General features: G+C 71.9%; 22 protein-coding genes and 5 pseudogenes. 6 read left to right on the top strand and 21 right to left on the bottom strand.

Annotated elements, in window-relative coordinates; translation table 11 throughout:
• Positions 1 to 133: 133 nt before the first annotated feature.
• The 7 genes from AB0I68_RS34785 to AB0I68_RS34815 all read right to left on the bottom strand — a co-directional run bounded on the left by AB0I68_RS34785 (position 134) and on the right by AB0I68_RS34815 (position 7,684).
• Entirely contained in the window at positions 134 to 1,060 is a 927-nt protein-coding gene (locus AB0I68_RS34785; protein ID WP_363181401.1) for an MBL fold metallo-hydrolase, read from the bottom strand.
• Positions 1,061 to 1,384: 324 nt separating this feature from the next.
• Positions 1,385 to 2,206, bottom strand: coding sequence for a 4'-phosphopantetheinyl transferase superfamily protein (locus AB0I68_RS34790; RefSeq protein WP_363181402.1), 822 nt, complete (start codon positions 2,204 to 2,206; stop codon positions 1,385 to 1,387).
• Positions 2,203 to 4,152, bottom strand: coding sequence for a polyketide synthase (locus AB0I68_RS34795; RefSeq protein WP_363181403.1), 1,950 nt, complete (start codon positions 4,150 to 4,152; stop codon positions 2,203 to 2,205). Before AB0I68_RS34795 ends, AB0I68_RS34790 begins: the two co-directional genes overlap by 4 nt.
• Positions 4,153 to 4,185: 33 nt before the next feature.
• On the bottom strand, positions 4,186 to 5,043 hold the full coding sequence (locus AB0I68_RS34800) for an acyl carrier protein (protein ID WP_363181404.1): 858 nt from the start codon (positions 5,041 to 5,043) through the stop codon (positions 4,186 to 4,188).
• 33 nt (positions 5,044 to 5,076) lie between these two features.
• Positions 5,077 to 5,781 carry a ScbR family autoregulator-binding transcription factor gene (locus AB0I68_RS34805; RefSeq protein ID WP_363181405.1) on the bottom strand — a complete coding sequence of 235 codons (705 nt, stop codon included), beginning with the start codon at positions 5,779 to 5,781 and terminating at the stop codon, positions 5,077 to 5,079.
• Between the two features lie 88 nt (positions 5,782 to 5,869).
• The gene (locus AB0I68_RS34810) at positions 5,870 to 6,727 is read right to left on the bottom strand and encodes an AfsR/SARP family transcriptional regulator (protein ID WP_363181406.1); all 858 of its coding nucleotides are present in this window, start codon (positions 6,725 to 6,727) and stop codon (positions 5,870 to 5,872) included.
• Positions 6,728 to 7,048: 321 nt separating this feature from the next.
• Positions 7,049 to 7,684 carry a ScbR family autoregulator-binding transcription factor gene (locus tag AB0I68_RS34815; protein ID WP_363181407.1) on the bottom strand — a complete coding sequence of 212 codons (636 nt, stop codon included), beginning with the start codon at positions 7,682 to 7,684 and terminating at the stop codon, positions 7,049 to 7,051.
• Between the two features lie 519 nt (positions 7,685 to 8,203).
• Here AB0I68_RS34815 and AB0I68_RS34820 point away from each other — a divergent pair.
• Positions 8,204 to 9,211 carry a ScbA/BarX family gamma-butyrolactone biosynthesis protein gene (locus AB0I68_RS34820; protein WP_363181408.1) on the top strand — a complete coding sequence of 336 codons (1,008 nt, stop codon included), beginning with the start codon at positions 8,204 to 8,206 and terminating at the stop codon, positions 9,209 to 9,211.
• Between the two features lie 13 nt (positions 9,212 to 9,224).
• On the opposite strand, the gene AB0I68_RS34825 is transcribed toward AB0I68_RS34820, so the two are convergent.
• A complete protein-coding gene (locus AB0I68_RS34825; protein ID WP_363181409.1) occupies positions 9,225 to 10,073 on the bottom strand; it encodes an SDR family oxidoreductase in 849 nt (282 codons plus the stop codon).
• A 123-nt stretch (positions 10,074 to 10,196) separates the two neighbouring features.
• Here AB0I68_RS34825 and AB0I68_RS34830 point away from each other — a divergent pair, with 123 nt between their 5' ends.
• Positions 10,197 to 10,868 (top strand): ScbR family autoregulator-binding transcription factor, encoded by a 672-nt coding sequence (locus AB0I68_RS34830; RefSeq protein ID WP_363181410.1) that lies wholly within the window; start codon positions 10,197 to 10,199, stop codon positions 10,866 to 10,868.
• A gap of 35 nt (positions 10,869 to 10,903) precedes the next feature.
• Here AB0I68_RS34830 and AB0I68_RS34835 read toward each other — a convergent pair whose 3' ends face one another.
• From AB0I68_RS34835 to gdhA, 7 genes and pseudogenes are all read right to left on the bottom strand, one after another.
• Positions 10,904 to 12,406: an FAD-dependent monooxygenase gene (locus tag AB0I68_RS34835; protein WP_363181411.1), complete on the bottom strand. Its 1,503-nt coding sequence runs from the start codon at positions 12,404 to 12,406 to the stop codon at positions 10,904 to 10,906.
• Between the two features lie 173 nt (positions 12,407 to 12,579).
• On the bottom strand, positions 12,580 to 12,969 hold the full coding sequence (locus tag AB0I68_RS34840) for a DUF6009 family protein (protein WP_363181412.1): 390 nt from the start codon (positions 12,967 to 12,969) through the stop codon (positions 12,580 to 12,582).
• Complete coding sequence (locus AB0I68_RS34845) at positions 12,966 to 14,498, bottom strand: phage/plasmid primase, P4 family (RefSeq protein ID WP_363181413.1); 1,533 nt, start codon at positions 14,496 to 14,498, stop codon at positions 12,966 to 12,968. The genes AB0I68_RS34840 and AB0I68_RS34845 overlap by 4 nt, the downstream gene beginning before the upstream one ends.
• On the bottom strand, positions 14,495 to 15,607 hold the full coding sequence (locus AB0I68_RS34850; RefSeq protein ID WP_363181414.1) for a bifunctional DNA primase/polymerase: 1,113 nt from the start codon (positions 15,605 to 15,607) through the stop codon (positions 14,495 to 14,497). Before AB0I68_RS34850 ends, AB0I68_RS34845 begins: the two co-directional genes overlap by 4 nt.
• Positions 15,608 to 16,096: 489 nt before the next feature.
• Positions 16,097 to 16,270: pseudogene (locus AB0I68_RS34855) on the bottom strand (EamA family transporter); the annotation flags it as partial.
• Between the two features lie 108 nt (positions 16,271 to 16,378).
• Positions 16,379 to 17,755 (bottom strand): AMP-binding protein, encoded by a 1,377-nt coding sequence (locus AB0I68_RS34860; protein ID WP_363181444.1) that lies wholly within the window; start codon positions 17,753 to 17,755, stop codon positions 16,379 to 16,381.
• A gap of 205 nt (positions 17,756 to 17,960) precedes the next feature.
• Positions 17,961 to 19,316, bottom strand: a complete 1,356-nt coding sequence (gdhA, locus tag AB0I68_RS34865; RefSeq protein ID WP_363181415.1) for an NADP-specific glutamate dehydrogenase — start codon at positions 19,314 to 19,316, stop codon at positions 17,961 to 17,963.
• Positions 19,317 to 19,613: 297 nt separating this feature from the next.
• Here gdhA and AB0I68_RS34870 point away from each other — a divergent pair.
• A pseudogene (locus AB0I68_RS34870) lies at positions 19,614 to 19,793 on the top strand (GNAT family N-acetyltransferase); the annotation flags it as partial.
• A 29-nt stretch (positions 19,794 to 19,822) separates the two neighbouring features.
• On the opposite strand, the pseudogene AB0I68_RS34875 reads toward AB0I68_RS34870, so the two are convergent.
• The 3 pseudogenes from AB0I68_RS34875 to AB0I68_RS34885 all read right to left on the bottom strand — a co-directional run.
• Positions 19,823 to 19,981: pseudogene (locus tag AB0I68_RS34875) on the bottom strand (AraC family transcriptional regulator); the annotation flags it as partial.
• Positions 19,978 to 20,316, bottom strand: a pseudogene (locus AB0I68_RS34880) (NAD(P)H-binding protein); the annotation flags it as partial. The pseudogenes AB0I68_RS34880 and AB0I68_RS34875, both read right to left, overlap by 4 nt.
• Before the next feature lie 143 nt (positions 20,317 to 20,459).
• Positions 20,460 to 20,573: pseudogene (locus AB0I68_RS34885) on the bottom strand (DUF4287 domain-containing protein); the annotation flags it as partial.
• 79 nt (positions 20,574 to 20,652) lie between these two features.
• Between AB0I68_RS34885 and AB0I68_RS34890 the strand changes: the two are divergent.
• Positions 20,653 to 21,207, top strand: a complete 555-nt coding sequence (locus tag AB0I68_RS34890) for a flavoprotein (protein ID WP_363181416.1) — start codon at positions 20,653 to 20,655, stop codon at positions 21,205 to 21,207.
• Positions 21,208 to 21,216: 9 nt separating this feature from the next.
• On the opposite strand, the gene AB0I68_RS34895 is transcribed toward AB0I68_RS34890, so the two are convergent.
• From AB0I68_RS34895 to AB0I68_RS34905, 3 genes are all read right to left on the bottom strand, one after another.
• Complete coding sequence (locus AB0I68_RS34895) at positions 21,217 to 21,690, bottom strand: DinB family protein (RefSeq protein ID WP_363181417.1); 474 nt, start codon at positions 21,688 to 21,690, stop codon at positions 21,217 to 21,219.
• Between the two features lie 75 nt (positions 21,691 to 21,765).
• Entirely contained in the window at positions 21,766 to 22,947 is a 1,182-nt protein-coding gene (locus AB0I68_RS34900) for an epoxide hydrolase family protein (RefSeq protein ID WP_363181418.1), read from the bottom strand.
• Positions 22,948 to 23,158: 211 nt separating this feature from the next.
• Complete coding sequence (locus AB0I68_RS34905; RefSeq protein WP_363181419.1) at positions 23,159 to 24,409, bottom strand: cation:proton antiporter; 1,251 nt, start codon at positions 24,407 to 24,409, stop codon at positions 23,159 to 23,161.
• A 204-nt stretch (positions 24,410 to 24,613) separates the two neighbouring features.
• On the opposite strand from AB0I68_RS34905, the gene AB0I68_RS34910 reads away from it, so the two are divergent.
• A complete protein-coding gene (locus tag AB0I68_RS34910; RefSeq protein WP_363181445.1) occupies positions 24,614 to 24,733 on the top strand; it encodes a hypothetical protein in 120 nt (39 codons plus the stop codon).
• Positions 24,734 to 24,957: 224 nt separating this feature from the next.
• On the top strand, positions 24,958 to 25,632 hold the full coding sequence (locus tag AB0I68_RS34915) for a ScbR family autoregulator-binding transcription factor (protein ID WP_363181420.1): 675 nt from the start codon (positions 24,958 to 24,960) through the stop codon (positions 25,630 to 25,632).
• Positions 25,633 to 25,659 lie beyond the last annotated feature (27 nt).

Consider the following 25,659-nt stretch of genomic DNA (forward strand, 5'->3'; position numbering starts at 1 on the left):
AGCGCCTCGAAGAACCTCGCCTTCAGCACCTCAAAACCCATGATCCCCGCAACTCCCTGAACTCCAGGGTGTTGCGGGGATCAGTAGAACCGGCCGTCTGCGGCAGGGGGTCTTCTCGCGCGTCGGCTCAGGCTCAGGCGAGGCATTGCGAGGGGCGGCCGTGGTACACGGCCATCTCCCGGAAGAGGGCTCCGACGTCCAGTGGCGATCCCTCGGGCAGGCCTTGTTCCTCGGCGTATCCGCGGTGGAGGTTGGGCAGCAGGCGCTCGGTGTCCAGCAGGTCGGCGTACGGGCCGAGGTCGGTGGCACGGGCCAGCTCGAGCGGGGTCGCGCCTGCCGCGGCGCCTTCCTTGGCCAGGCGCTGGACCCAGCGCAGATAGGCCTCGTTGGCGTCGAGGAGCTCAGGTCCGCCGACCGGCCCGTGGCCGGGGACGACCGTGGTGGCGCCCAGGGCGCGCAGTTGGTCCAGCGCCCGCAGGGAGCCCGCCACGGAGCCCATGACGCAGAACGGCGTCACCCCGTTCATCACGAGGTCGCCGGTGAACAGCACACCCTGGTCGGGCAGCCAGACGATCGTGTCGTCCGTGGTGTGGGCCGCCGGGCCGATGTGGACGAGCTCGGCCCGGATGGCGCCCACGTGGAGCGTCGTGCGGTCGCGGAACGTCAGTTCGGGCGGGGTGATCTCGATGTCGCCCCAGCAGACGTCCGGCCACAGCCCCGCCATGTGCAGCCCTGCCGCCTGGACCATGGCGCGGGTCCGCTCGTGGCCGATGGTCAGGGCCTCGGGGAAGACGAAGTTGCCGTAGGTGTGGTCGCCGTGGAAGTGCGTGTTGACGACGGCGCGCGGTGGCCGCGGCGCCAGGCTCAGTGCGGCCCGGCGTAGCTGCCGGGCCCGGCTCTCGGTGGCGGCGGTGTCGACGAGCGCGCTGTGGCCGCCGTCGGTGAGGATGCCCGCGTTGTTCAGGCACCAGCCGCCTTCGGGCTGGACGTACGCGTGGACTCCCTCGGCGACCTCGGTGACGACGGCGCCGGCCGGCCCCATGGCGGTCGTGGCGTGCACGGGAGACCTCTTTCTGTTCACGGCGGGCCCGCGGCCGGGCCCCTTGACGATGCAGGAACTGAATTCTCCGGGTCCGCGCCGTCGTTCCGGTCGATTTCCCGTCGATTTCCCGCTGATTTCCGGATTTCGGCCGTGCCCGGCAACCGGACCCATGCCTATTTCTTCTGCATTCTCGATCGATTGTCGAGCGGTTATCCAATCAGCCTGTTTTCACCATCGTCCGACAGGGTCACCCGGACGGGATTTCGGCGGCTGCGCCCGCTCGAGTTCGGGCCGGACTTGAAAGACCGGCGACCGATGGGCGGCCGCCCAGGGGCAGGGCCGTCAGACTCCGGCGGGCTCCGGCAGGACCAGGCGGCGCGGCGCGGCGCGCCCCCACGGGAATCCGTGGTGCAGATGGACCGCCGGCGGCCGCGCGTCATCGACCTCGACCGCCACCGCCGCCAGCACCTCGGGCACCGGCTCGACCTCCAGGAACCGCCAGCGCGCCGCCAAGTCGTCGGCGGGAGGCCGGAAGGAGAGAACGCCCCGGTCCTCGGCCAGGGTGAACGCGAAGGAGTCGAAGGGCAGGCCGAGTCCCAGCCCGCGGGCCTTGGAGTACGCCTCCTTCAGCGTCCACAGGCGCAGGACGCGCCGGTCGCGCGGCCGCCCGGGGGCGGCACTGGCGATCCAGCCCTGCTCCTCGGGGGAGAACGTCGCGATGATGCTCTCCAGTCCGCGCTCACCGCGGTCGAGCCGCTCGACGTCGACTCCGATGCGCAGGCCCCGGGAGACGCCCAGCAGGTTGTACGCCCTGGCGTGCGAGAGGTTGAAGTCCAGCGTGTCGGCGCCCCGCGGCAGGCCTCCGGCGGGCGTCTGGAGGAACGGCCGCCCGCGCGAGGAGCGCCAGATGATCGCCTCGGCCTCGGGGATGCCGGTCTCCAGCGCCAGGACCCGGCGCACCAGCGCGTGGGCGACCAGGTACTGGCGGCGGTCGCGTTCGAAGAGGAAGCGGCCGGCCACCTCCTGCTCGTTCTCGTCCAGCCAGTGCGAGGCCAAGGTCGCGGCGATCCCGGGCGCGAGTTCCTCGTTGGGGCAGAACCACAGGTTGACCGGGTCCGGCTCGTGCTCCCCCGGCCCCGCCGCGTCGAAAGACAGCGTGGTCATGCCGACCCCTCCTCGCCGCCCAGCCACAGCGGAATGCGCAGGAACGCGGATGCGGGCAGCGGCACGGCCACGGTGGCCGCCCCGTGGGCCGGCTCCAGCGCGGTCCAGTCGACGTCCAGTCCGGACAGCCACAGGCCGCGGAGCTGGTGCAGGTGCCCGGCCTGCCAGAGCGCCGCGAGGTACCCGTCCGTCTCCGGTACGCCGCCCAGTCCCAGCGGGTCGGCGCCGCCGTCCCGCAGATCGGCGCAGGGAGCACCGTCCCGTACGAACTGCTCCAGGGCCCGCACCAGTTCGCCGGTGTCACCGACGACGGCCGCGAACCGGCAGTCCATTGCGGCCCGGCCGGTGCGCAGGGCGCGGGCGAGATCCTCGAGCGGGGGCACCGGGCCGGGCCCGCCGAGCAGCTCGGCGAACCGCCGTGCGGTGGCGGCCAGATGGGCGGGTGTGGGGGCGGACAGCACGAACAGCTCACCGGCCGCGGCTGCCCGGTCCGGGGCCTGCGCGGTGGCGTCGGGCAGGTACTCCTCCAGGACCACGTGCGCGTCCGCGCCGCCGGAGCCGCGCACGCCGACGCAGATCCGGCGGGGCGCGTTCGCCCCGCTCTCCCCGATCTCCCAGGGCTGCGCCTCGGCGCGCCCGGGCCCGGGCGCCAGGACCCGGTGGCGCAGTTGGAGGGCGGCCCGGGTCAGGGCCGCGGCTCCGGTCGCGGGGCCCGCGTCGCCGACGAGCGCGCGTACGGATCCGGCGTCCTCGCGGACGGCAACGGCCGAAGCGTCCACCCCGGCCGCGCGCAGGGCCTCGCGCAGCACCCGTGGTGCCGGGGCGTCCGCCGGGTCCGGCCGGGCCGGGCCGGCGGGCTGCGTACCGGCTGCGGCGCAGGACTCGCGCAGGGACCTGGCGGCTCGCGCGGCGGCCTCCGTACGCCCGCCGACGGCCCGGGACCTGCGGCCGGGCCCGGCCGCCGTGGGGTCGGGTGCGGTGTGGCCGACCGCGCTGCCGCGGACCACGCAGTGGACGCTGTCTCCATCGGCCAGGGCCCGTCCCAGGGGCTTGAGCAGCAACGCGCCGACGCCTTCCCCCGCGCCGGGGCGCCGGCTGGAGGGGTGCAGCAGCAGCCGGACCCCTCCGACGAGCGCGGCGGCGCATTCGCCGCGGTGCAGGGCCGCGACGGCGAGGTGGAGCGCGACGAGGACGGAGGACTCCGCGGTGTCGACCGACTGGCTGGGGCCGGTGAGGCCGAGCAGGGCCGAGAGCCGGTTGGGCAGGCTCCACTGGCCGCCCCGCGGCATCGGTGAGGGCCGCTCGCGCCGCCACGTCCGGGCCGCGAGCAGCACGTAGTCGCCGGGCCCGGCTCCGGTGAACACCCCGACGCTGCGCGGCGTCCCGTCACCGGCGGTCAGGGCGTCCAGGCGGCCGCCGGTGCAGCCGGCGTCCTCGAGGGCCTCCCAGGCGGTCTCCAGGAACAGCCGCTCCTGGGGGTCGATCAGGGCGGCCTCGTGCGCGTCGATCCCGAAGAACTCGGGGTCGAAGTCCTGTACGCGCTCCAGGTAGTGGCCCCGCTCGTCGCCGGTCCGGCCGGACGGCGGCGCGGAGGCGCTGTCATGCCCGCTGCGCGCCTGCCGCCAGAACGAGGCGAGGTCGGGCGCACCCGGGTAGCGGCCGGCCATCCCGACGACCGCGATCGGCTCGGCGCCCGGCCGGGCGGGCGCAGCAGTGGCAGGCTCACCGGGCGCGGAATCCGCGCTGCGGCCGGGAGCCGGGTGTGCTGCGGCGGGGGACGGATCGTCGGCGTCCCGCTCCGGCCAGGCGTCCGGCAGTCGGAAGACAACGGGTCCCGAACCGGTGGCGGTGCCGGCGGCACCGGCGGCGCCGGTCAGCAGCGCGGCCACCTGGGCCCGGTCCAGATGGCCGTTCTTGAACCGGGTCAGGACTTCCTTCTCGTCCATCTGGACGCGCTCCTTCTCAGGGTGGAAACAGCTTCAGCCGCGCCGGGCGAGCAGCACGAGTGCCTCGTCCACGGTGAGCCGGTCGTCGCGGATCGCGTCCAGCAGGACGTCGAGATCGCCGCCCGGGAGCGGCCGTGCGGCAGGGGCAGGGGCAGCGGCGGTTGCGGGGGCGGGAGCGGGGGCCGGCCCGGCGGCAAAGCGGAACGCCGCCTCGGGCGCCTGGGGAGCGAAGCTCCCGACGCCCGCCGGAGCAGAGGCGAGGTCCTGCGCGGCCGCCCCCGTGCGCGTCGCGATGTAGGCGGCCATGGAGGCGAGGTTGGGGTGCTCGTAGAGCAGCACCGACCGCTCCTGGAGACCGAAGGTGCGGTTGACGGCCGCGATGAACTCCGCGCCCACGATGGAGTCCACCCCCAGCACGTTGAACGCGGCGGTGGTGTTGATGTCCCAGGGGTCGCAGCACAGGATCCCGGCGAGCCGTTCCCGCAGCACCTCCGCGATCCGGGTCGCCGCAGCGGCCGCCGGCACCTGCGGCTCGAGGCCCGCGGCCGACGCGGGGACGGTGGCGGCGGCGGCCGGCGCCGGTGCGGAGACGGGCGCGGAGACGGGTGCGGAGACGGGTGCGGCGGCCGCGCTGCTCGCCGCCCGCGCGACCTCCCGCGCGACCTCCCGCGCGAAGGACGCCGGCGTCGGGAAGTCGTACAGGTCGGTCGCCAGCACCCGCAGCCCGTACCGGGTGTTGACGACGGCCACGAACTCCACGACCAGCAGGGAGTCGAGACCCATGGACTGGAAGGTCTGCTCGGGGTCGATCTTCTCCGGCTTGACCCGCAGGACGTCGCCGAGCACCCCGATGAGGTCCGTGAGTACGTCCGCAGGATATTCATTCGTCATCGCAGGCTCCTCCAAGCCGTCGGTGGCACACGGTCACGCGGTGCTGCCCGAGAACACCGGCCGGGACCGGCCGTCCGCGGGGTCGTCCAAGGCGTCGCCCACGAGGCGGGGCGCGGGACCGGTCCCCGGCATCTCGACCCGGAAGCCCTTCTCCGCGCCCTCGGGCACCAGGCTCGGCAGCAGCAGCGACCACAGCCCCGCGACCCGGCGCTGCAGCTCGGCGCACGGCATGCCCGTGGCGGCCAGCGCCTCGATGCCGCAGGCCGCCGCGGCGACCAGCGATTCGATGCTCTCCCAGCGGACCTCGGCGCGGAGTTCCCCCGCGTCCCGGGCCTGGCGCAGCAGCCCGCAGACCTCCGCGAGCCAGATCCGGTGGAAGTCGGTGCCGAGCGCGGGAAGCCCCACGCACTCCTTGGTGATCCGGAAGCTGGCCGGGATCGCCGGCTCCTCGCGCAGGTTGAGCGCGAGCCAGTGCGTCGTATCGACCAGGGTCTGGAGCGGCGAGAGTCCGGATGCGCGCCGTTCGCGCACCGACTCGTGCAGCAGCTCACAGCCTCGCAGCTGGACCGCTTCCGCCAGTTGGTCTTTGGAGGCGAAGTGGAAGTACAGCGCCCCCTTGGTCACTCCGGCGAACGCGGCGATCTCTCCGAGCGTCGCGTTCGCATAGCCGTTACGGTGGAACATCTCGGCCCCCGCGTGCACGAGCTTCCTGCGGGTCCGCTCCGACCTCTCTTGCATCGCTTTGCCTCCTCGGCCCCCGGTCCGGGTGCGCGTCCGCCCCGGCAAGCCGATTGCGGCTGCGCTCCTGGTATCGCGTACGGCCATCTCAGCCCACGCGTACGAGTCGCTCACTGGTCGTCTCCGCCGCCACCGGACTCTCGGGGCTGGCCATCAGGATCGAGCGCTGCAGCCGGCGCAGGGCGGCCGAGGGTTCGAGCCCGAGTTCGCGCACCAGGGTGGCGCGCAGCCGCTGGTAGACGTCGAGGGCCTCGCCCCGGCGGCCGGAGCGGTGCAGGGCCAGCATGAACTGGCCGTGCAGGTTCTCGTGGGTTCGGTACCGGCTGGCCAGCACGGTCAGTTCGGCGAGCAGCTCGCGGTGCCGCCCGATCCGCAGATCGGCCTCGATGCGCTGGTCGAGCGCGCACAGCCGGGTCTCCTCCAGCCGCTGGGTCTCCATGTCCAGCTGGATGCCGCCGTGCACGTCCGCGAAGGCCGGTCCGGACCACAGGGACAGCGCCTCGCGCAGCAGCCGGGCCGCGCCCGGGAAGTCACCCGCGTCCATGGCCCGGTAGCCCATGCCGGCGAGCCGGTCGAACTCGCGGACGTCGCTGGTGCCGCCGCCGCTGTTGAGCAGATAGCCGCCGGGCAGCGTGACGAGCACGTCCTTGGCGGTGCGCCGCTCCGCAGCGCCCTCGGCACCTTCGCCGCCTTCTCCGGCGGCCGCGCCCTGCTCCAGTGCGCTCGCAATGAGGGCCCGCAGCTGCAGCACGTAGGTCTGCAGCGTGGTACGTGCGCTGCGCGGCGGTGCACCCGCCCACAGCTCTTCGATCAAAGCCGACACCGGGACGACCTGGTCGGCATGGAGCGCCAGCAGCGCCAGCACCTGTCGCGGCTTGGGGGCTGTCGGCGTTACGGAAACTCCCTGTTCCCGAACGGCCAGTGTGCCCAGTACTTCGATGTCCACGCGTACTCCCCTGTCCGTGGATGAGCCGTGACTCAGTAAAAAACAGGACCGGCGGTTTGTCAATACGAAACCGACCGTGCTGTTTTTATTTCTTAGCCCACCTAATAACCCTCCGCAAATCGCTCTGACCTGGGACTTTATCTTCAGCGAGGGCCATGGAGGCCCCTTCGACTCCGCTCCGTATCCCCTCCAGAACGGACCGAGGCGGCAGAAACAGACCGCACAGTCTCCGTTGGCGGCCGGGGCCGGCACACAAACGCCCCGGCTCTCCGCGCGGACACGGGAAGGGCCGGGGCACCGGGGCGCAGTCACCCGCGTCCCCTACGGCACGCGGGTGCCCTCGGCCTCGAGCTCCGCAACGAGGGAAGCCCGTACGAGCAGCGGCAACAGGAGGCGCCAGAACCGGGTGACCGTGGACGCCGAGAGCCACACCGCGTCCCGGGCGCCGAGCACCTCGAAGCCCACGGTCGCGGCGACCACGGCGGTCACCACGTCCTGGGCCGCCACCTCCGGGCGCAACTCGCCCTCGGCGTCAGCCTGCTTCAGCGTCTCCTCGACCCACCTCTGCCAGCGCTCGCGCAGATCGAACTGCGAGGCGCGGGACGCCTCCCCGCACAGCTCGAAGCCGGCCCGCAGCACCGCATCGGTGCGCAGCGCCGCGGCGAGCCCGTGGGTCACGTCGACGAGAAGCTGCACACGGCTCGTGCCGAGCGGGGGCACGGCGTCGGTGACGGCCAGCAGCCGGGTGAGGGCCTCTTCCTGGACGGCGTCCGCCAGTGCGGCCTTGCTCGAGAAGTGGAAGTGGAGCGCCCCGTTGCTCACCCCGGCCAGCGAACTGATCACGGTGAGCGAGGCCACCGCGAAGCCCTCCCGGTCGAAGATCTCGGCTGCGGACCGGATCAGGCTTTCACGCGTGCGTGCCGCGCGCTCCTGTTTGACCATCGACTGCTCCGTCACTGCGAGGGGTTGCCACGTCTGCCAAGGGCAGGCGGCGCCTGCTTGATGCGGAGCTTCGCGCGGGAGCTGCTTCCTGACGGCGCCCCCGGGCGCCACCCCGCACAGTCGCGACAGGCCTCTCCCACAAGAGGCGACCTCGCTCCGCATACCCACCTTAACAAACCGCTTGCGCGGTTTTTGGCCACCGACTCGCCACATTCGGCGCAATGACCGAAAACGGGACCAAGTCACCGGTGACGTTCGGGCACACTCGACCACGTTCAGCCACACCACTCGAGAATCACTGGCGCCGCGCTCGACTCGCCCGGAAGCGGAAACTGCCGCAGTAGCCGCGGCCGGAGTGGACCGGAGGCTGTGTGAATGGCCCCGACCAGGGAAAACGCCTCAATCGGAAGGGCGTCCTCCGCGGCTGGCGGTAACGGAGGCTCAGCTACCGCTAGAAATTAAACCGGTTGGTATGTATCTTTCCCGGCCAGAGGCACATCACGCCCTACTCGCCAACGGAGCCCAGGGGGAGCAATGTCTGCGAGCACGTTTCACGTTGAACGAACGCCGTTCAACGGAGATGCGACGGGACGGGACGGCTGGACTTCCACGAACAGACCCGGCGTCCTCCACCCCACCACCTGGACCACGACCGTTCCCAAGGAGTTGGTGCACCGCGCCGCCGTCGCCGAGGTCATGCTGACCGGCTGGGAGCGCCTGGACGACACCCACTTCACGGTGACGGCGCAGTGGCCTCGCAGTCACGGCTTCTACACCCCGGTCCACGGCAGCCATCACGACCCGCTCATAGCCGTCGAGACGTTCCGCCAGGTCGGCGCCCTGCTGGGCCATGCCGAGTTCGGCGTCCCGTTCGGGCACCAGTTCCTGCTCAGGAACCTCAGCATCGCGGTGGAGCCTCAGCAGCTCGAGATGGACTGGGCGCCCGCCTCGGTCGACATCGCTGTCACCTGCACCGACGTCAGACGGCGTGGCAACCAGCTGGCGAGCCTGCGCTACGAGGCCGTGATCCGCCGCGACGGTCGACTGGCCGCGACGGCGGCTGCCTCCTACACGTGCATCTCGCCTACCGTCTACCGACGGCTGCGCGGCGACCGCGCCCTGAGCGGCGAACGGCGGCAGCTGCCGCTCACCGCCCCGGCGGCCCCGCAGAGCGTCGGACGCCTGTCGCCCATGGACGTCGTCCTGTCCCCCACCGACAGGCCGGACCGCTGGTATCTGCGAGCGGACACCCGCCACCCCGTGCTCTTCGACCACCCTGTCGACCACATACCCGGCATGGTGCTGCTCGAGGCCGCCCGGCAGGCCACTTCCGCCGTGCTGGGACGCTGCTCCTTCCTTCCTCTCAGCCTGGACAGCACCTTCGAGCGGTACACCGAACTGGACGTTCCCTGCGTCATCGAGACGCACGAACTCCCCAAAGGGGTGGTCCCCGAAGGACGGGAGGCCATCCGGGTGACCGGCCATCAGAACGGCCGTCGCGTCTTCAGCTCCGTCGTGACCGCAGGGTCGTGCGACCTCTGACGGGACGTCGGCATCACGTTGACACGAAAGCGCTCAGGTGATCCCTCGCCCACCCGCGGAAACAACGGGCAGGCCGGCCGAGCAGCGCGGGGACCGTCGGGTCCACCCGGGCCTTCGCTCCGGCGCGCTGCCGCTCCGCGCCGGCCAGGAGCGCCTCCACGAGGTCGCGCGGATAGCGCTCGCCCAGTGCGGTACGTGCCTGCTCGGGACCCAGTTCCTCGAAGCGCAGCGGACGGCCCAGCAGCTCGGAGAGCTGGGCGGTCTGCTCGGCCGCAGTGATCGCCTCGGGCCCGGTCAGGGTGTAGGCCCGGCCCGCATGCCCTCCCCCCGTGAGGGCGTGCACCGCCACGTCCGCGATGTCACGCGGATCAATGCAGGCGTTGCCCGACGCCCCGCACAGGGCCCGCACCACGTGGTCCGAGCGGACGGACGCCGCCCAGGACAGGGCATTGGACATGAACGCGCGCGGACGCAGCAGCGTCCATTCCATCCCGGAGCGGCGCAGCAGCTCCTCGTTCCCGCGCTGCCACCGGGTGATCAGGTCATCCGCCCCGGAGTCCTCGACGGCCGCGGCGGAGAGCTTCACCACGCGCCGTACGCCGGCCGACCGCGCGGCGTGGACGAAGCCCGCATCGTCGTCCCCCCCGACGCGGCTGGTCACCAGGAAGGCGGTGCCCACCCCGCGCAGGGCTCGTACGAGCGACGCCGGATCCCGGTAGTCGCCGCGGACGAGCTCGGCCGTCGCGGACGCGCCCGTGACGCGTTCCGGGTCCCTGGCCATGACGCGCACCGGCAGCTCGGCGGGGAGCCGCCGGACCACCTCCCGCCCGACCGTCCCCGTGGCGCCGGTGACAAGAAGCATGTTTCCTCCCTGACCTGACTATTTCCTCCGCCCCTATCGGCCGAAGATGGTTACCCGCTGTAAGATACGAACTGAGCGGTTTTTTTACTGACACCCCAACCATCAAAGCAGGGAGGAGCCAGAGTGGCTGAGCAAGTCCGGGCCATCCGCACACGGCAGGCGATCCTTTCTGCGGCGGCCAAGATCTTCGAGGACTCCGGGTACCAGGCGGCCACGATCTCCCAGATCCTCACCGAGGCCGGGGTGACCAAGGGAGCGCTGTACTTCCACTTCCAGTCGAAGGAAGACCTGGCGCAAGGCGTACTCGCCGAACAGGATCAGCGGATCATGGTCCCCGACCGCACCTCCAAGGTGCAGGAGATCCTGGACATGGTGATGCTGCACGCCTACCGCCTGCAGACGGATCGCATGGTGCGCGCCGGCGTACGGCTGACCATGGACCAGCTTGCGCAGGGCCTCGACCGCAGTGGCCCGTTCGTGCGCTGGGCCGAGGTCGTCACCGCATCGCTCCAGAAGGCCCAGGAACAGGGCGAGCTGCTGCCGCACGTCGTACCGGCCGAGACCTCCGACATCATCGTGGGCTCGTTCGCCGGCGTCCAGTCGATGTCCCAGGCCGTCTGCGACTACCGCGACCTGGCCGTCAGAGCATCCGCACTGATGCGCCACCTGCTGCCCAGCATCACCGTGCCCTCCGTCCTGGCCTCGCTCGACCTCGCCGAGACCCGGGGAGCCACGGTCTACGCCGAGGCCCTCAAGGCGGCGGACGAGCTGGAGAACGCGGGCGCCAGCGCCTGAGCAGCCGGTCGCAGTCGCACCCGGCCCCGGCTCCGTCACGGGCGCCCCGCACGGGCCCCCTCGGCGAAGTACACCGACAGCGCGACGGCCAGGTCGTCACCGCCCGGTGCCCACGCGATGTAGCCGTCGGGCCGCACCAGCAGTGCCTCGTACGGCACGTCGGGGGTGGGCCGGGTGCGCACCACGCGCAGGATCCCCTCCCGGCCCCGCGCTTCGTCGCGGTAGCCGCTGCCCTTCTCGCCGAAGAGCAGCAGCAGCGGCCGGCCGTCCTGCAGGAGCCCGATCACATCGGTCTCGCCGGTCGCGGTGGCGAGCGCGACGTTGTGCAGGAACCTTCCTGCACCGGGGGCGGCCCGCCCCGCGTGCTCCGGGAGCACCGTGTCCTGGGCACTGATGATGCCGCTGAGGTGCCCGTGGGCCCGGTCCGTCGCCAGCAGCCCGGTGAACACCCCGCGCAAGGCGTCGGCCTCGGGCCCCGGCCGCATCAGCGCGAGCTGGGCCCGCGTGTTGTCGATGACCCGCCGGGCGACCGGGCGGCGCTCCGGATCGTAGGTGCCGAGCAGGTCCGGACCCGCCTCCCCGCGCACGGCGAGCGCCAGCTTCCAGCCCAGGTTGAGGGCGTCCAGCACCCCGGTGCTCAGGCCCTGACCGCCGATCGGGAAGTGCACGTGCGCCGCGTCCCCCACAAGGAAGACCCGTCCCGCACGGAAGGTCCTGGCCAGCCGGGTGAAGTCGCTGAACCTGCTGAGCCAGCGCGGCTCTTCCATCGCGATCTCGCGTCCGGCGATCCAGGACACCTCCCGGCGCAGCTCGTCCAGGGTGGGCGGCAGGTGCCGGTCGGCGTGCGCCCCGGTGCAGTTGAGCGTGCGGATGTGCGTCCTGCCCTCCGGGTCGCGCTTGACCACGATCCAGCCGCGGGGCGTACGGTGCCAGCCCTGCGCCAGTGCGTCCGGGTCGGCGAGCGTGACCGCCCCCATCAGGGCCGAGACCGTCGCCGGATGGGTGTCGGAGTCGATGCCCGCCTGTTCGCGGACCGTACTGCGGGCCCCGTCGGCCCCCACCACGTACCGGGCGGTGCAGACGGCCGGCCCGGCCGGCCCCTCGGCCGTGATCCGCACCCCGTCCCGCTCCTGGGACACCCCGGTCACCCGGTGCTCGCGCAGGATCCGTGCGCCCGCGGCACGGGCCCGCCCCTCGAAGAGGCGCTCGAGCTGCGCCTGCGGGCATTTGAGGATCGGCTCCGGCTCGTTCTCGGGAGCCGTGATGAAAAGGCCGGGCATGCCGGCGAAGTGGAAGGGGCTGGCGGCCGCGGCACGGGTGTACGGGGCCGCCGGCGCCGGCAGGTGCCCGCGCCGGGCCAGGCACTGCACCGCCCGGGCGTGCAGCGTGGTCGCCTTGGGGCGCTCGGACACGTCGGCCCTGAATTCGAGGACGACGGTGTCGACTCCGTACGCCGCCAACTCTGCGGCCACAAGCATCCCGACGGGCCCGCCGCCGACCACCGCCACCTGCGCCTGTATCCGACGTTCCCCCTGCACAGCGGTGCCCTCCCCTTGGTCTATGCCCGTACTGGCATCAAAAATATACCGGCCGTCCTGTTTCTTGCCACGGCCGGGGCGTCCCGAAATCGATCTCGTCTCCACGCACGCCGGATCCGTCGTTCGGCCGCTCGGGGGAGGGTCCGGGGAGAAAGGGGACGCCCTGGCGGGAGTCAGGGCAGGAGCTCGCGCATCGCCGAGGACATCGGGCCGCCCTCCGAGCGTTCGGTCTTGCAACCCTTGACGCCCGGCGCCAGGGTCCGGGCGTCCACGGCCTCGGCCGGCGCCCCCGTCGCGTACAGCCCGTCGGGGGCAGTGTCCCGGTCGTGCGGAAGCAGCCAGAACACCCGCCGCCGGAACGTGCCGGAGGAGCGCGACGGCTTGGCCTTCGGCCCCAGCAGGGCGTAGCCGACCATCCGGCCGTCACGGTGGTACGCGGGCCTGCCGCGCCGGGTCGGCAGCCGGTCCAGGCTCTGGCGGACGTAGTCGAGCCGGCTGATGTCCTCGAGCCAGACGAGGTCCACTTCGTGGACTATCTCGTCCTCTGCGATGAGGGCGCTCATGCTGTCTCCTCGTCCGCGAGCAGGCCGATGCCCGGGTAGTACTTGCGCTGGTTGGACAGGATCATTTCCTTCGGCGAGGCCAGTCCCACCACCTCGCGGACGCGTGCCGCGAAGGCCCGGGAAGAGATCGCCGGGGCCCCCTCATTCTGGCACCAGCCTCTGTAGGCAGCGTAGAGCTGTGCTTGCTCCGCCCGCAGCTCGGCCTCGAGGCGGCAGGTCTCGCCGATGAAGCGCCCGGTGTGGTCCTCGGTCTCCGCGTACGCCGTGGTCGCGATGCGGACCCGCTCGGGGCCCGTGAGGTCCTTGTCGCCGCCGAGGTAGCGACGGGCGCCCTCGATGAGCCAGTTGAGGATGCCAGGACCCTCCTGGGTGACGAGGATGCCCGCCAGGTTGTCGATCTTGCGGTCGTCGGAGACGACCCGCTCGAACGGGATCAGCCGCATACGCCGCCAGAACGCGAACCCGCCGGTGCCCACCTCGGGCCGGTGGTTGCCCAGCAGCCACATCTTGTGCGTCGGCTCGAAGCTGAAGAAGTCCTGGCGCATCCTGCGCGCCTTGATGCGGTCGCCGCCGGTGAGCAGTTTGACGCGCGCCTCGTCGAAGCGGTCGCCCGGTTTGACCTCACTGCACACGATCACACGTCGGCCGTGCAGCTCCGCGAGGTCGGTCGGGTGCCCTTCGTACGGCCGTGACATCAGGAACCCGGGGGGCGCCGCGTCCGCGTAGTCCCCGAGCAGCTTCATCAGGACGTCCAGCAGCACGGACTTGCCGTTCTTGCCGGACCCGAACAGGAACGGCATGACCTGGGCTCCGACGTCCCCGGTGACGGAGTAGCCGAGCAGCAGCTGCAAGAAGTCGATCATCTCCGCGCCCTCCGGCCCCGCGCCGAAGGTATCGGTCAGGAAGCTGTTCCAGCGGGGCGTGGCCATCGGCTGCGGCGCCGCCGACGTGGAGCGCGAGTGGAAGTCCTTCGTGGGCTCGGCAGGACGGATGTGCCCGGTCCGCAGGTCCACGACGCCCGCAGGCGTGCACAGCGCGTACGGATCGGCGTCCAGCCGCGCCGCGTTGAGCACCATGCCCGGGGCGGACTTCGCCTGCGTCAGCATCGCGTTGATCCCGCTGGTGCTGAGCGTGCGGCGGCGGTGCTGCTGCAGCGCGACCGGGGTGTAGACGCCGCGGGGGTCGGTGGTGGCGATGGACTCCGCCAGGTCGCCCGCGGACCACATCACGGCGTCGTCCTCGTCGATCTGCCAGCGGGTGCCGTCCCAGCGGAACCAGCCGATCCCGGGGACGTGCCGGTAGTCGTTGCGGTACAGCTTCACGAAGAGCTTGGCGTTGCCCCGGTCCGTGAGCGTGTCGGGCAGCAGTCCGTCCGCCGTCGCCTCGCCGTCCGAAACCGCGGCGGCCACCCCGTCCTGCACGGTGGATTCGCCGCTCTGCCGGGGCGCCGGAACGGGCTGCGCGAGGATCTGCGCGGCGACGGCCTGGACGTCGAAGGAAGACAGCACACTCTCGTTGTCCACGCTCACGCGTGACCCCCGAGGGCCAGCGGGCGCGCCAGACCCGCACTGAGCCCGCCGCGGATGATGGCACGGCAGCGGCGCTCCTGCCCGGGACGGGCCTGTCCGGCCGCGTCCTCAAGGGCCCACAGGGCCTCGGCCTCGCTCATGTGCCCCGCGGCGACCAGTCCGCCCGCGGTGTAGGCGGCCCGGTTCAACTTCTCCGAGAACGCGGCCCCTTCGGGTATGGCGGCGCATGCGGCGACTTCGGCGAGAACCCCTGCCAGGACCCGGGCCCGGCCCCCGCGCCCCCCGCCCGCGGCGATGACGGCCTGCCGGCCCCGGGGCGGCACCGGCCTGGGCCCGGGCACCGGTGCGACGGGCAGGTGTCCGGTCCGCTCCAGTTCCCGGGCGAGCCAGGCCGGCAGCGGCGCGGGCACCCGCGGGGCCCCCACGGGCCGGTAGACACCCGCGGGGGTCACGGTCCCCGGTGCCACGATGTACCCGCCGTGCGCCCGTACGTCGACCTGCCAGGCCAGGGCCCGGCTGCCGCCCGATCCCGCGGAGCACTGCCACCGGTGGCCGCCGACGTTGCGGTACCACACGTGCAGGCCCCCGGAGGGCGTGCGCACGCGCAGGGTCGACTCGTCGTCCGCCGGGCTGGCCGCGCCACGCAGGGCCGCCAGCACGCCCAGGGTGTGGAAGCCGTTGGCCAGCCCGGTCAGGTCGACCGCGTCGGAGATCCCGACACCGGGCAGCAGGCGTTCCCGGTCGGGGAGTTCGCGCGGGTGCGCGTCGATGTCGATGACGACCAGGCCTGCGGGGCCCGTGGCGACGCCGACCCCGAGGTCGGGGCGGGCACCCCACCACTGCTCGATCTTTTCGAAGTCGAGCGTGGCTGCATGGAATCCGTGGCACCAGCGGCCCGCCCGGAGGCAGTCGCAGACCCCCCGGTCGTGTCCCGGGACGCGGCACGCGTCGCAGTTGCCCACCGGCGTCTTGCGACCCGGGGCGAGGGGGTGAACCGGCCACCCCTGGCGCGCACACCACCTGGCAGTCGTCAGAGGCTGCGATGCGACCGGTGCAGCTCTGGTGAACTGCCATGGGTCGCTGCGCGAAACCCGCAGCTCAGCTGCCATTCACTTCCCCCATCAGCGACTGAAGCGACTCAACGCCCAAAACAGATTAGCGAAATCGCTGGGGAACGAGAGGCGTATGAGCCAGAACAGATGTACGCGTCCACAAGGAGCCCCAGCGACCGAGCGACTGACCGGACAGCTACCGAATCTCTTTCAGTCGCTCGCCGAGTAGCTCACAGAACACCAGGTCACAGGCCTGTGCAAGGAGAAACAGCGACTGAAGCGACTCAAGACCCCTATATATGACGCACACGCGCACACACGCGCACGCACGCGAATGTCTCCATATACCTGAACCTTGAGTCGCTTCAGTCGCTGTCCTCTGCATTCCAGGCCTCTGACCTGCACGTTTTCCCAACCGCTCCCAGCTACCCAGCGATTGTTCAGTCGCTCCCGTTCAGTCGCTGCCCCCTCGCCCGCCCACTCCGGGCCGTTCAAGCCCCCCTGGGCCGGGGTTCTAGCGGGAAGCAAGCAACTTCGGGCAACGCGTCAGTCCCCGGCCGGCACCGGGCGCCTTCGCCTGCGGGAAACGGCGACGCCGGCCAGGCAGATGGCCCCGCCCAGCAGGGTCGGCGGGCCGGGTACCTCGTCCAGGACGATCCAGGCGATGAGCACCACGACGGCGGGCACCGCGTAGGTGGTCGCGCCCATCTTCCCGGAGGTGACCGAGGCCCTGGAGCTCCTCGCCCGCCACCTGGTCCGGGAAGCCCGCAAGGCGGCCCCAGGGCCCCGAGCCCGCAGGCCCCGGCCCCAGCGCCCCGCCTCCGATCCTCAGCCCGCCTGCGGGCCGAACTCCCCCGTCAGCAACAGCTTCTTCTGCGGCTTGCCCATCGCGTTGCGCGGCACCGCCGGCACGAAGCGGACCTCGCGCGGCCGCTTGTGGACGGACAAGTGCGCTGCGACGAAGTCCGAGAGCTCGGCGCCCGTCACCCCCTCCGCGACCACGAAAGCCACGATCCGCTGCCCCAGGTCCGCGTCCGGGACCCCCACCACCGCCGCCTCGCTGACGTTGGGGTGGTCCAGCAGCGCGTTCTCGATCTCCCCGGCGCCGATCCGGTAACCGCCCGACTTGATCATGTCGATGGAGGCCCGCCCCACGATCCGGTGGACCCCGTCCTCCGCGTCGACGGCCGCGATGTCGCCCGTACGGAACCACCCGTCCTCGGTGTACGCAGCCGCCGTGGCCTCCGGACGGCCCAGGTAACCGGCGAACAACGTGGGCCCGGTCAGCTGGAGTTCACCGATCTCGGCGCCCGGCTCGGCCGCGATCCGGGTACGGATCCCCGGCAGCGGGGTGCCGACCGTACCGGGGCGGACCTCGCCGCCCGCGCGGCCGCTGACGGTGATCAGCGTCTCCGTCATCCCGTACCGCTCCACGGGCCGCAGCCCGGTCAGCCGCTCCAGGTCCCGGAAGACGGGCGCGGGCAGCGCGGCGCTGCCCGAGACCAGCAGCCGGGCCCCGGACAGCGCGGCCGCGGCCTGCGGAGCCCCGGCCATACGGGACCACACGGTCGGCACCCCGAAGTACAGGCTCCCGCCCGCCGCCGCATAAGCCTCGGGTGTCGGCCGCCCAGTGTGCACGAGGCGGCTGCCGGTGCGCAGGGCCCCGAGCACTCCGAGCACGAGCCCGTGCACGTGGAACAGCGGCAGCCCGTGCACGAGGGTGTCCTCGGCGCTCCATTGCCAGGCTTCGGCGAGCGCGTCCAGGTCGGCGGCCAGCGCCGCGCCGGTCAGCACCACGCCCTTGGGCGCGCCCGTGGTCCCGGAGGTGTACAGCACCAGCGCCGGGTCCTCGGGCCCCGCCCCGGCCCCCGCTCCCGCCCCCGACGAGGCAGAGGAGCCGGACGAGCGCCGGGCGAAGTCCACCTCCACGACCTCCGCCCCGGAGTCCCGCAGGATGTGCTCTCGCTCGGCGGGCCCCGCGTCGGGCGGCAGCGGTACGAAGGGCACCCCGGCCAGCAGCCCCCCGACCACGGCGGCGACGGTCTCCAGGGAGGCCGTCGCGGTCACCGCGAAGGCCTTCGCCCCGGCCACGTCTGCGGCCACCGCGCGCGCCGCGCCCAGCAGTTCCTCGTACGAGGCGGTCCGCCCCGCGACGACGATCGCGTCCTTCCGGTCGCCGTACACCCCGTCCAAAGCGGTCAGCACGGTCACGTCCCCCTCGGTGTTCCTTCGGCCTGGTCGGCCCCAGGCTACGGCCCGGGCCCCTCCCACCGGGCACCACCGGCCCGTCGGCGCTCGAGGCAGGGTCGAAGCCCGGGGCCGCTCGCGCAGCGGCGCCGCACCTGCCGTGCATCCGCAGCGCCCCCGGCCGGGCTCACGGCCCGGCCGGACGACCGGCCCCTACGACCGCTCAGACAACGCCCTGCGCCAGCATCGCGTCCGCGACCCGCTCGAAGCCGGCGATGTTCGCGCCGGTGACGTAGTCGCCCGGAGCCCCGTACCGCTCGGCCGTCTCGTATGCGACCGCGTGGATCGAGCGCATGATGCCGGCGAGCTCGTCCTCGACCCGCTGTGCGCTCCAGGCCACCCGGCCGGCGTTCTGGCTCATCTCGAGGGCGCTGACCGCGACTCCGCCCGCATTGGCGGCCTTCCCGGGCCCGAACGCGACCCCGGCCTCCCGCAGGATCCGTACGGCCTCGGGAGTGGTCGGCATGTTGGCGCCCTCGGAGACCGCCTTCACCCCGCCCGCGACGAGCGTACGGGCGTCCTGCGCCTCCAGTTCGTTCTGCGTGGCGGAGGGGAACGCGACGTCCGCCGGCACCTCCCAGACCCGGCCGCCGGGCACGAACCGCGCCGAGGACCCGCGCCGCGCCGCGTACTCGCTCACGCGCCCGCGCTCGACCTCCTTGATCTGCTTGAGCAGCGCGAGGTCGATGCCCTTGTCGTCGACGACGTAGCCCTTGGAGTCCGAGCAGGTCAGCGGGTTCGCGCCGAGCTGCTGGAGCTTCTCGATCGTGTACAGCGCGACATTGCCGGAGCCGGAGACCACCGCGGTCAGCCCGTCCAGCGACTCACCCCGGACCTTCAGCATCTCGGCGGCGAACAGCACGCTGCCGTAGCCGGTCGCCTGCGGCCGGATCGCGGAGCCGCCCCAGCCCTGGCCCTTGCCGGTCAGGACGCCGGCCTCCCAGCGGTTGGTGATGCGCCGGTACTGGCCGAACAGGTAGCCGATCTCGCGGCCGCCGACACCGATGTCCCCGGCGGGCACGTCGGTGTGCTCGCCGATGTGGCGGTGCAGCTCGGTCATGAAGGACTGGCAGAAGCGCATGACCTCGGCGTCCGACCTGCCGTGCGGGTCGAAGTCGCTGCCGCCCTTGCCGCCGCCGATGCCGAGGCCGGTCAGGGCGTTCTTGAAGATCTGCTCGAAGCCGAGGAACTTCACCACGCCGATGTCCACCGACGGGTGGAAGCGCAGGCCGCCCTTGTACGGGCCGAGCGCACTGTTGAACTCGACGCGGTAGCCGCGGTTGACGTGGACCCGGCCCCGGTCGTCCTGCCACGGGACGCGGAAGAGGATCTGCCGCTCGGGCTCCGTGAGCCGTTCCACCAGGGCCACGGCCGGGTCGGCGTACTCGGGGCGGGCTGCGAAGACGGGGGCCAGGGTCTCGAGGACCTCCCGTACCGCTTGGTGGAACTCGGGCTGCGCGGGGTTGCGGCGCTCGATGTCGGCCCGCAGTGTTTCCAGCCTGTCCTTCGAGTCCTTCACGTGTGTCCCTCCAGGGAGTGCGCGGTGCGTGGCGACGGCAGGTGCATGGTGCCCGCGGGCCCGTTTTCGGAAAAGTATTTCCGGAATGAGGCCCCCGCGGAGGCTACCGCTCAGAGAGTCGCTCCGGGGAGGGCTTCCGTTCCCCGGACGGGGGGACATCCCCGTGAATCCCGCGCGACACGGGGTTCTACTGCCCCTGCGATCGGCAGCCTTGACGATTCGATGACCCGTACATGCGCACGAGTAGACCATCAGCAGGGGGAAACGGACGTGGACATCGCAAGGCTCGCCTCACTCGGCCGCTTCGCGGTCCAGGCCGTCACCGCCGAGCTCCGGCGCCGCGGCGCCGACCGCGCGTACGTCACCTGGGAGCCCGGCCCCGGCACCCCCGAGCCGTTCTACCTGGGCCTCGGCTTCCGCCTCACCGGCGAGGTGAGCGGCGGCCAGACCGTCGGCGTACTTGATCTGTCGGCCTGACGCCGGCACACCACGCCCTCACGACACCCTCACGCCCCTGGCAGGACCACCGTGCGCGAGGGCCCGCCGGCCGCCGGTACGGAGGCCGGGCCGGCCCCCGTACGGAACTCCTGCGGGCTCACCCCGCGGACCCGTTTGAAGGCCGTCGACAGCGCGAACGCGGAGCCGTAGCCCACCCGCCGGGCGACCTGACGATCGTCCAGTCGGCCCCGGACGCCTTCAGGCTCTCCTCGGCGAGCCGCGCTGCCTCCTCGCCCCGGCCGGACAGCAGGACCAGGCGGCGCGCCCCGGCGGCCACGGCCGCCCTCGAGAACGCGCCGATCTGCTCGGCCGCCCCCGGAGAGGCGAGGTCGGGGTAGTAGGTCACGTACACCCGGTCGACGCCTTCCAGCGCCGGTCCCCAGGTGACGGGGGCGTTCCAGTCGAAGGCGGGGGCACCGGTACGCGAGCCGATCCGGACCGGACGGTCCTGGAGCAGGAGCTTCTCGGCGACGCGCCGGCCGGTCTTGCCGTTGCCCCCGATGACGAGGGCGGTGGGGCGGCGGGCTGCGCGTTCTTCTGTGTCTGTGTCTCTGCCTGTGTCATGCCTCCAGTCAAGCCCGGCACCACCAGACGGAACATCGCCGAAAAGCTCAGCTCCATACGCGTGCGTCCAGGCCCTGTCCCTCAGGCCCGCCCCGCGTCCTCGCCGAGGGTGTGGGCGACGAGGGCGTTGGCGTGGCCGTGACCCGCTCCGTGCTCGGCCTTGAGCCAGGAGACGAGCTCCATGTGCTCGGCAAGAGCGAGCAGTTCGCTCACATATGGCACATCAGGCTCCCTCAACTATGGTCGAGATCAACCAATGTGATCACATGGCGGTATGACCCCCACGAGGACTCTCTACCTGCTCTGCTCCGCCGCCCCGCCGGTCTTCGACGTGGCCCACGTGATCGAAGACGCCCAGGCCCGCGGCTGGGACGTCTGTCTCGGCCTGACCCCCACCGCCGCGCACTGGGTCGCAGGAAGCCTCGACGGCCTGGCCGCCCTGACCGGCCACCCCGTGCGCTGGCAGTACAAACTCCCCGGCGAGCCCGACGTATGGCCGCCCGCCGACGCCCTGCTCTTCGCCCCGGCCACCTTCAACTCCCTCAACTCCTGGGCCCTCGGCCTCACCGACCGCTTCGCCGTAGGCGTCGCCGCCGAGGCGATCGGCAAGGGCACCCCCGTCGTCACGATGCCCTGCACGAATGCCGCCCTCGCCGCCCACCCGCAGTTCGACCAGTCCCTGACCATCCTGCGCGGCGCCGGCGTCACCGTCCTCTACGGCGAGGACGGCTTCGCCCCCGGCCCGGCCGGCCCCGACGCCCCGACCCACTTCCCGTGGCCGGTGGCCCTCACCGCCCTGGACTCCGTGACCACCCCGCACACCCCGTGAGGACGACGGCTACTCCCCGGTCACCCCGTCGATCGCCTCGCGCAGCAGATCCGCATGCCCGTTGTGGAGGGCGTACTCCTCGATCATGTGGGCCAGGACGTAGCGCAGCGAGTACGCCTCATCGCCGTAGTGCCCCGTCACATCCAGCGACTCGGCGGCGTCCACGATCGCCCGGGACCGTGCGCAGGAGTCCTCCCAGATCTTGAACGCCTCGGCCGGATCCGCGTCCTCGACGTGGAATTCCGTCCACTCCCCGGCCTCGTTCTTCGGGAAGCAGCCCCGTACGTCCTCGTCGTTCAGGACGTTGCGGAACCAGCACGGCTCGAACTCCGCCACGTGCCGCACCAGCCCGAGCAAGGACAGCCCGGACGGCGCGACCGCCTTGCGCCGCACCTGCTCGTCCGTCAGCCCCGCGCACTTCATCATCAGGGTGTCCCGCTGCCACTGCAGAAGGCTGGTCAGGGTGGCGCGTTCGTCGCCCACCAGTACGGGCCGGGTCCGCTGCTCATCGATCGTCGGGTGATCATCACAGCCGTACGGCGGCCCGTGCGCGCCGTTTCACATCCCGGACCCCAGCTGCCGGAAGAAGGCCCGGATGTCCCCGACCAGCAGCTCCGGAACCTCCATCGCGGGGAAGTGCCCGCCCCGGTCGTACGAGGTCCAGCGCACGACGGAGTCGGTGCGCGCGGCGATGTGCCGCAGCGGAACGAAGTTGTCCCACGGGAAGTCGGCAAGCGCGGTCGGCGTCGTCGACACCTCGGGCGGCAGACCGTAGTAGTCGGCATGCGCGCGCTCGTAGTAGATCCGTGCGGCAGACCCGGCGGTCCCGGTCAGCCAGTACAGCATCACATTGGTCAGCATCTGGTCCCGGTCGATCGGGCACCCGGGATCACTCCACTCGCCGAACTTCTCCCCGATCCAGGCGAGCAGCCCGACCGGCGAGTCGTTCAACCCGTACGCGAGGGTCTGCGGCCGGGTCGCCTGGATGTCGGCGTACCCCTGCCGCTCCCGCGCCCAGACCCGGTACCGCTCCCACGAAGCCAGCGTCCGCTCCCGCTCGGCCGCACTCAGCGCGGCCAGCTCCTCGGCCCGGGGCTCCTCGGTCGCCCCGCCCCCGGGCAACAGGTTCAGATGCACCCCCACCACGTTCCCGGGCCTGATCCTCCCGAGCTCCCGTGAAACGGCGGCTCCCCAGTCCCCGCCCTGCACCCCGTACGCCGCGTACCCGAGCCGCTCCATCAGCACCCCGAAGGCCCGCGCGACCCGCTTGAACTCCCAGCCGGTCTCCCGGGTCGGCCCGGACAGGCCGAAGCCCGGGATGTGGGGCAGCACCAGATGAAAGGCATCGGCGGGATCCCCGCCGTGCGCCCGCGGGTCGGTCAGCGGCCCGGCCACCCGCTGGAACTCCACGAAGGACCCGGGCCAGCCATGGGTCATCAACAGCGGCGTGGCATCCGTCTCGGGCGACCGAATGTGCGCGAAGTGCACCTGAGCCCCGTCGATGACGGTGGTGTACTGCGGCCACTCGTTCAACCGCGCCTCGGCCGCCCGCCAGTCGTACCCGGTGCGCCAGTACCGCACGAGCTCCCGCACTTCCCCGAGCGGCATCCCGTACGCCCGCCCCACCCCCGGCAGCTCATCGGGCCACCGCACCCGATCCAACCGCTCCGCCAGCTCCTCGAGCTCCCGCTCGGCCACATCCACCCGAAACCCCTGCGCCCACTCCCCAAGATCACTCATGCCCCGCATGCTAGGCCCGCCCACCGTTAACGCCGTTAACGCCCGCGCCCCCACCCAAGCCCACCGAAGGGCGAACCGTTAACGCCGTTAACGCCGAGCACCCAGCCCGACGGACCGTTAACGCCGTTAACGCCCGCGCCCCCCCAAGCCCACCGAAGGGCGAACCGTTAACGCCGGACGGCAGACGCGGGGCAGCGGACCATTAACGCCGTTAACGCCGGAGGCTGACCGCCCCCTTGGGCTCCCGCTCCCGCAACGCCCGTACTACCGGCCCGGTCACCGCTGTGGTCACCAACGCCATCAGCACCAGTGCTGTGAACAGCCCCGCCCCGATCACCCCGAGCCCGAGCCCCACATTCAGCACCACCAGCTCCGTCACCCCCCGGCAGTTCATCAGCGCCCCCAGCGTCACCGCGTCCCGCACCGAGTGCCCCGCCAGCAGCGCGGCCCCGGTTCCCCCGCCCCACTTCCCGGCGACCGCCACGGCCAGTACTGCCCCCGCCCACCACCACGCCGTGCCACCGCCCAACAGCCCCACATCCGTCTTCAGCCCGCTCCCGACGAAGAACAGCGGCAGCAGCACCGGCACCGCGAACTCCCGCATCCGCTCCGCCGCCCCCTCCACCACCGCAGTCCTCGGCACCACCGCCCCGAACACGAACGCCCCGAACAGCGCGTGCACCCCCATCGCACTCGTGGCGTACGCCGCCAGGCAGAGCCCACTGCACAACCCCACCACCGCACCGGCACCGGCACCGGAGGCGGAATCGCAGGCGGAATCGGGGCCCCACCGCTTCACGCCCCAATCGAGCACGGGCCGCACCCCCCACCACATCCCCGCGAGGAACACCCCGGCCGACACCCCCGTCCCGACGATCCCCCACCCGCCCCCTCCCCCCAGCGGATGCGCCATGGCCACCACCAACGCGAGCAGGCACCACGCCACCACGTCGGCCACCGCCGCACACGCCATCGCCACTGCCCCCACCGGCGTCCCGTACAGCCCCTGGTCCTTCAGGATCCGCGCCAGCACCGGGAACGCGGTCACGCTCATCGCGACGGACACGAACAGCACGAACTCGGCTCGACCGACCCCCTCCGGCGCGAAGGCCCCGTACATCGCCAGCGCCAGCAGGCTCCCGAGCCCCAGCGGGATCCACACGCTCGCCTGACTCACCACCACCACGGCCCGCCCGCGCCCCCGCAGCAGCCCGAGATCAAGCTCCAGGCCCACCAGGAACATGAACACCAGCAGCCCCAGGTTCCCCAGTACCGCGAGGTACGGAAGGACCTCGCCCGGCAGCAGCCAGCGGCTCCCTACCGGCCAGAGCCAACCCAGCAACGACGGACCGAGCAGAATCCCCACCAGGATCTCCCCGACCACGGCCGGTTGTCCGAGCCTGCGCATCACGGCAGTGGCCACGCCGCACGCGAGAACGACGACGGGCACGGCAATCAGCACGGCTTCGAGCGGATCACGTGACGCTCCCACCCACCACAGGCTTCCGCTGAAGCCCCGACCCCGGCAACGAACCGCCCCACACTTCCAGGGGTCGCGGCGTTAACGCCGTTAACGCCGGCCCATCCGTCAGAGCAGCGAAGGCAACGAAGCGAACAGCAACCATACGAGCGCACCCTCGAGCTCGCCCACAAGCGCGCCAGCCAGATCAACGCCAGCGGCGTCTGCCTCGACATGCACCCCGAGATCGCGAAGAAGCTCGGCGAGACCGACGAGCGCGCCGCCCTTGCCCGGGACGGGGTGGGGGAACACCCCGTCGACCGTTAACGGCGTTAACGTCGTTAACGGTCCGAGACGGCCCGAAGCTGGCCCCACCCTCCCAAAAAGTAATAGCCAAAATCATCCCAGCCCCCCACAAACCATCAGCATCCCCTCGTTTAAAAATACTTGTCGACTGGTTTTCTTTGGAGCCGCCCCAGTAGATTGACCCTTGAACAAACGGCGAACACCAAGGGCTCAACAGCAAGCGGCAAGCGGCAGGAGATCACTACATGGCAAGGGCCCGTCAGGAACGCGCCGAGATCACGCGGCAGGCGATCCTCGACGGCGCGGCCATCGCCTTCGACCGCTTCGGCTTCGGCGGCGCCAGCCTCAGCGACGTGGTCAAGTACGCCGGAGTCACGAAGGGCGCCCTGTACTTCCACTTCCAGTCCAAGGAAGCCCTCGCCCGCGCCTTGATGGACGAGCAGTTCCAGGTCTCCGAAGGCGTACCCGCCATCGAGGAACCGGGCCTGCAGACGGTCATCGACCTCACGCACCAGATGGCATACGGGCTGCGCGCCAACGTCCGGATCCGCGCCGGCATCCGCCTGGTCATCGAGTCCGGCTCCTTCACCAACCCGGACCCGACACCGTACGACGCCTGGATCGAGACCGCCCACGGCTGCCTGAAGCCGGCCCAGGAGCGCGGTGACATCGTCCCGTCGCTCGACGCGTACGACCTCTCGACGCTCCTCGTCGGCTCGTTCACCGGAATCCAGGTCACCTCGCACGTCCGCACCGGCCGCGACGACCTGCACACCCGGGTCATCGATCTGTGGAACTTCCTCCTCCCGGGCATCGTGCCCGCGGACCGCATCCCCGCCTTCGACCCGGCGGGATCGCCCGAGTGCCGGGCCGAACTCGGTCTGGCCGCCCCGGACTCCGCGGCGGTTCCGGTCGGCTGACGACGTATCCAGGGCGGCCTCGCACAC

It is taken from the genome of Streptomyces sp. NPDC050448, from assembly GCF_040655295.1.
GTDB lineage: Bacteria > Actinomycetota > Actinomycetes > Streptomycetales > Streptomycetaceae > Streptomyces.

Bases quoted from the DNA above. Each gene is read 5' to 3' on its own strand.
- AB0I68_RS34915 (WP_363181420.1), top strand. From the start codon at position 24,958: ATGGCAAGGGCCCGTCAGGAACGCGCCGAGATCACGCGGCAGGCGATC.
- AB0I68_RS34795 (WP_363181403.1), bottom strand. From the start codon at position 4,152: ATGGACGAGAAGGAAGTCCTGACCCGGTTCAAGAACGGCCATCTGGAC.
- AB0I68_RS34825 (WP_363181409.1), bottom strand. From the start codon at position 10,073: ATGCTTCTTGTCACCGGCGCCACGGGGACGGTCGGGCGGGAGGTGGTC.
- AB0I68_RS34890 (WP_363181416.1), top strand. From the start codon at position 20,653: ATGACCCCCACGAGGACTCTCTACCTGCTCTGCTCCGCCGCCCCGCCG.
- AB0I68_RS34850 (WP_363181414.1), bottom strand. From the start codon at position 15,607: ATGGCAGCTGAGCTGCGGGTTTCGCGCAGCGACCCATGGCAGTTCACC.
- AB0I68_RS34805 (WP_363181405.1), bottom strand. From the start codon at position 5,781: ATGCAAGAGAGGTCGGAGCGGACCCGCAGGAAGCTCGTGCACGCGGGG.
- AB0I68_RS34840 (WP_363181412.1), bottom strand. From the start codon at position 12,969: ATGAGCGCCCTCATCGCAGAGGACGAGATAGTCCACGAAGTGGACCTC.
- AB0I68_RS34790 (WP_363181402.1), bottom strand. From the start codon at position 2,206: ATGACCACGCTGTCTTTCGACGCGGCGGGGCCGGGGGAGCACGAGCCG.
- AB0I68_RS34800 (WP_363181404.1), bottom strand. From the start codon at position 5,043: ATGACGAATGAATATCCTGCGGACGTACTCACGGACCTCATCGGGGTG.
- AB0I68_RS34900 (WP_363181418.1), bottom strand. From the start codon at position 22,947: ATGAGTGATCTTGGGGAGTGGGCGCAGGGGTTTCGGGTGGATGTGGCC.
- AB0I68_RS34820 (WP_363181408.1), top strand. From the start codon at position 8,204: ATGTCTGCGAGCACGTTTCACGTTGAACGAACGCCGTTCAACGGAGAT.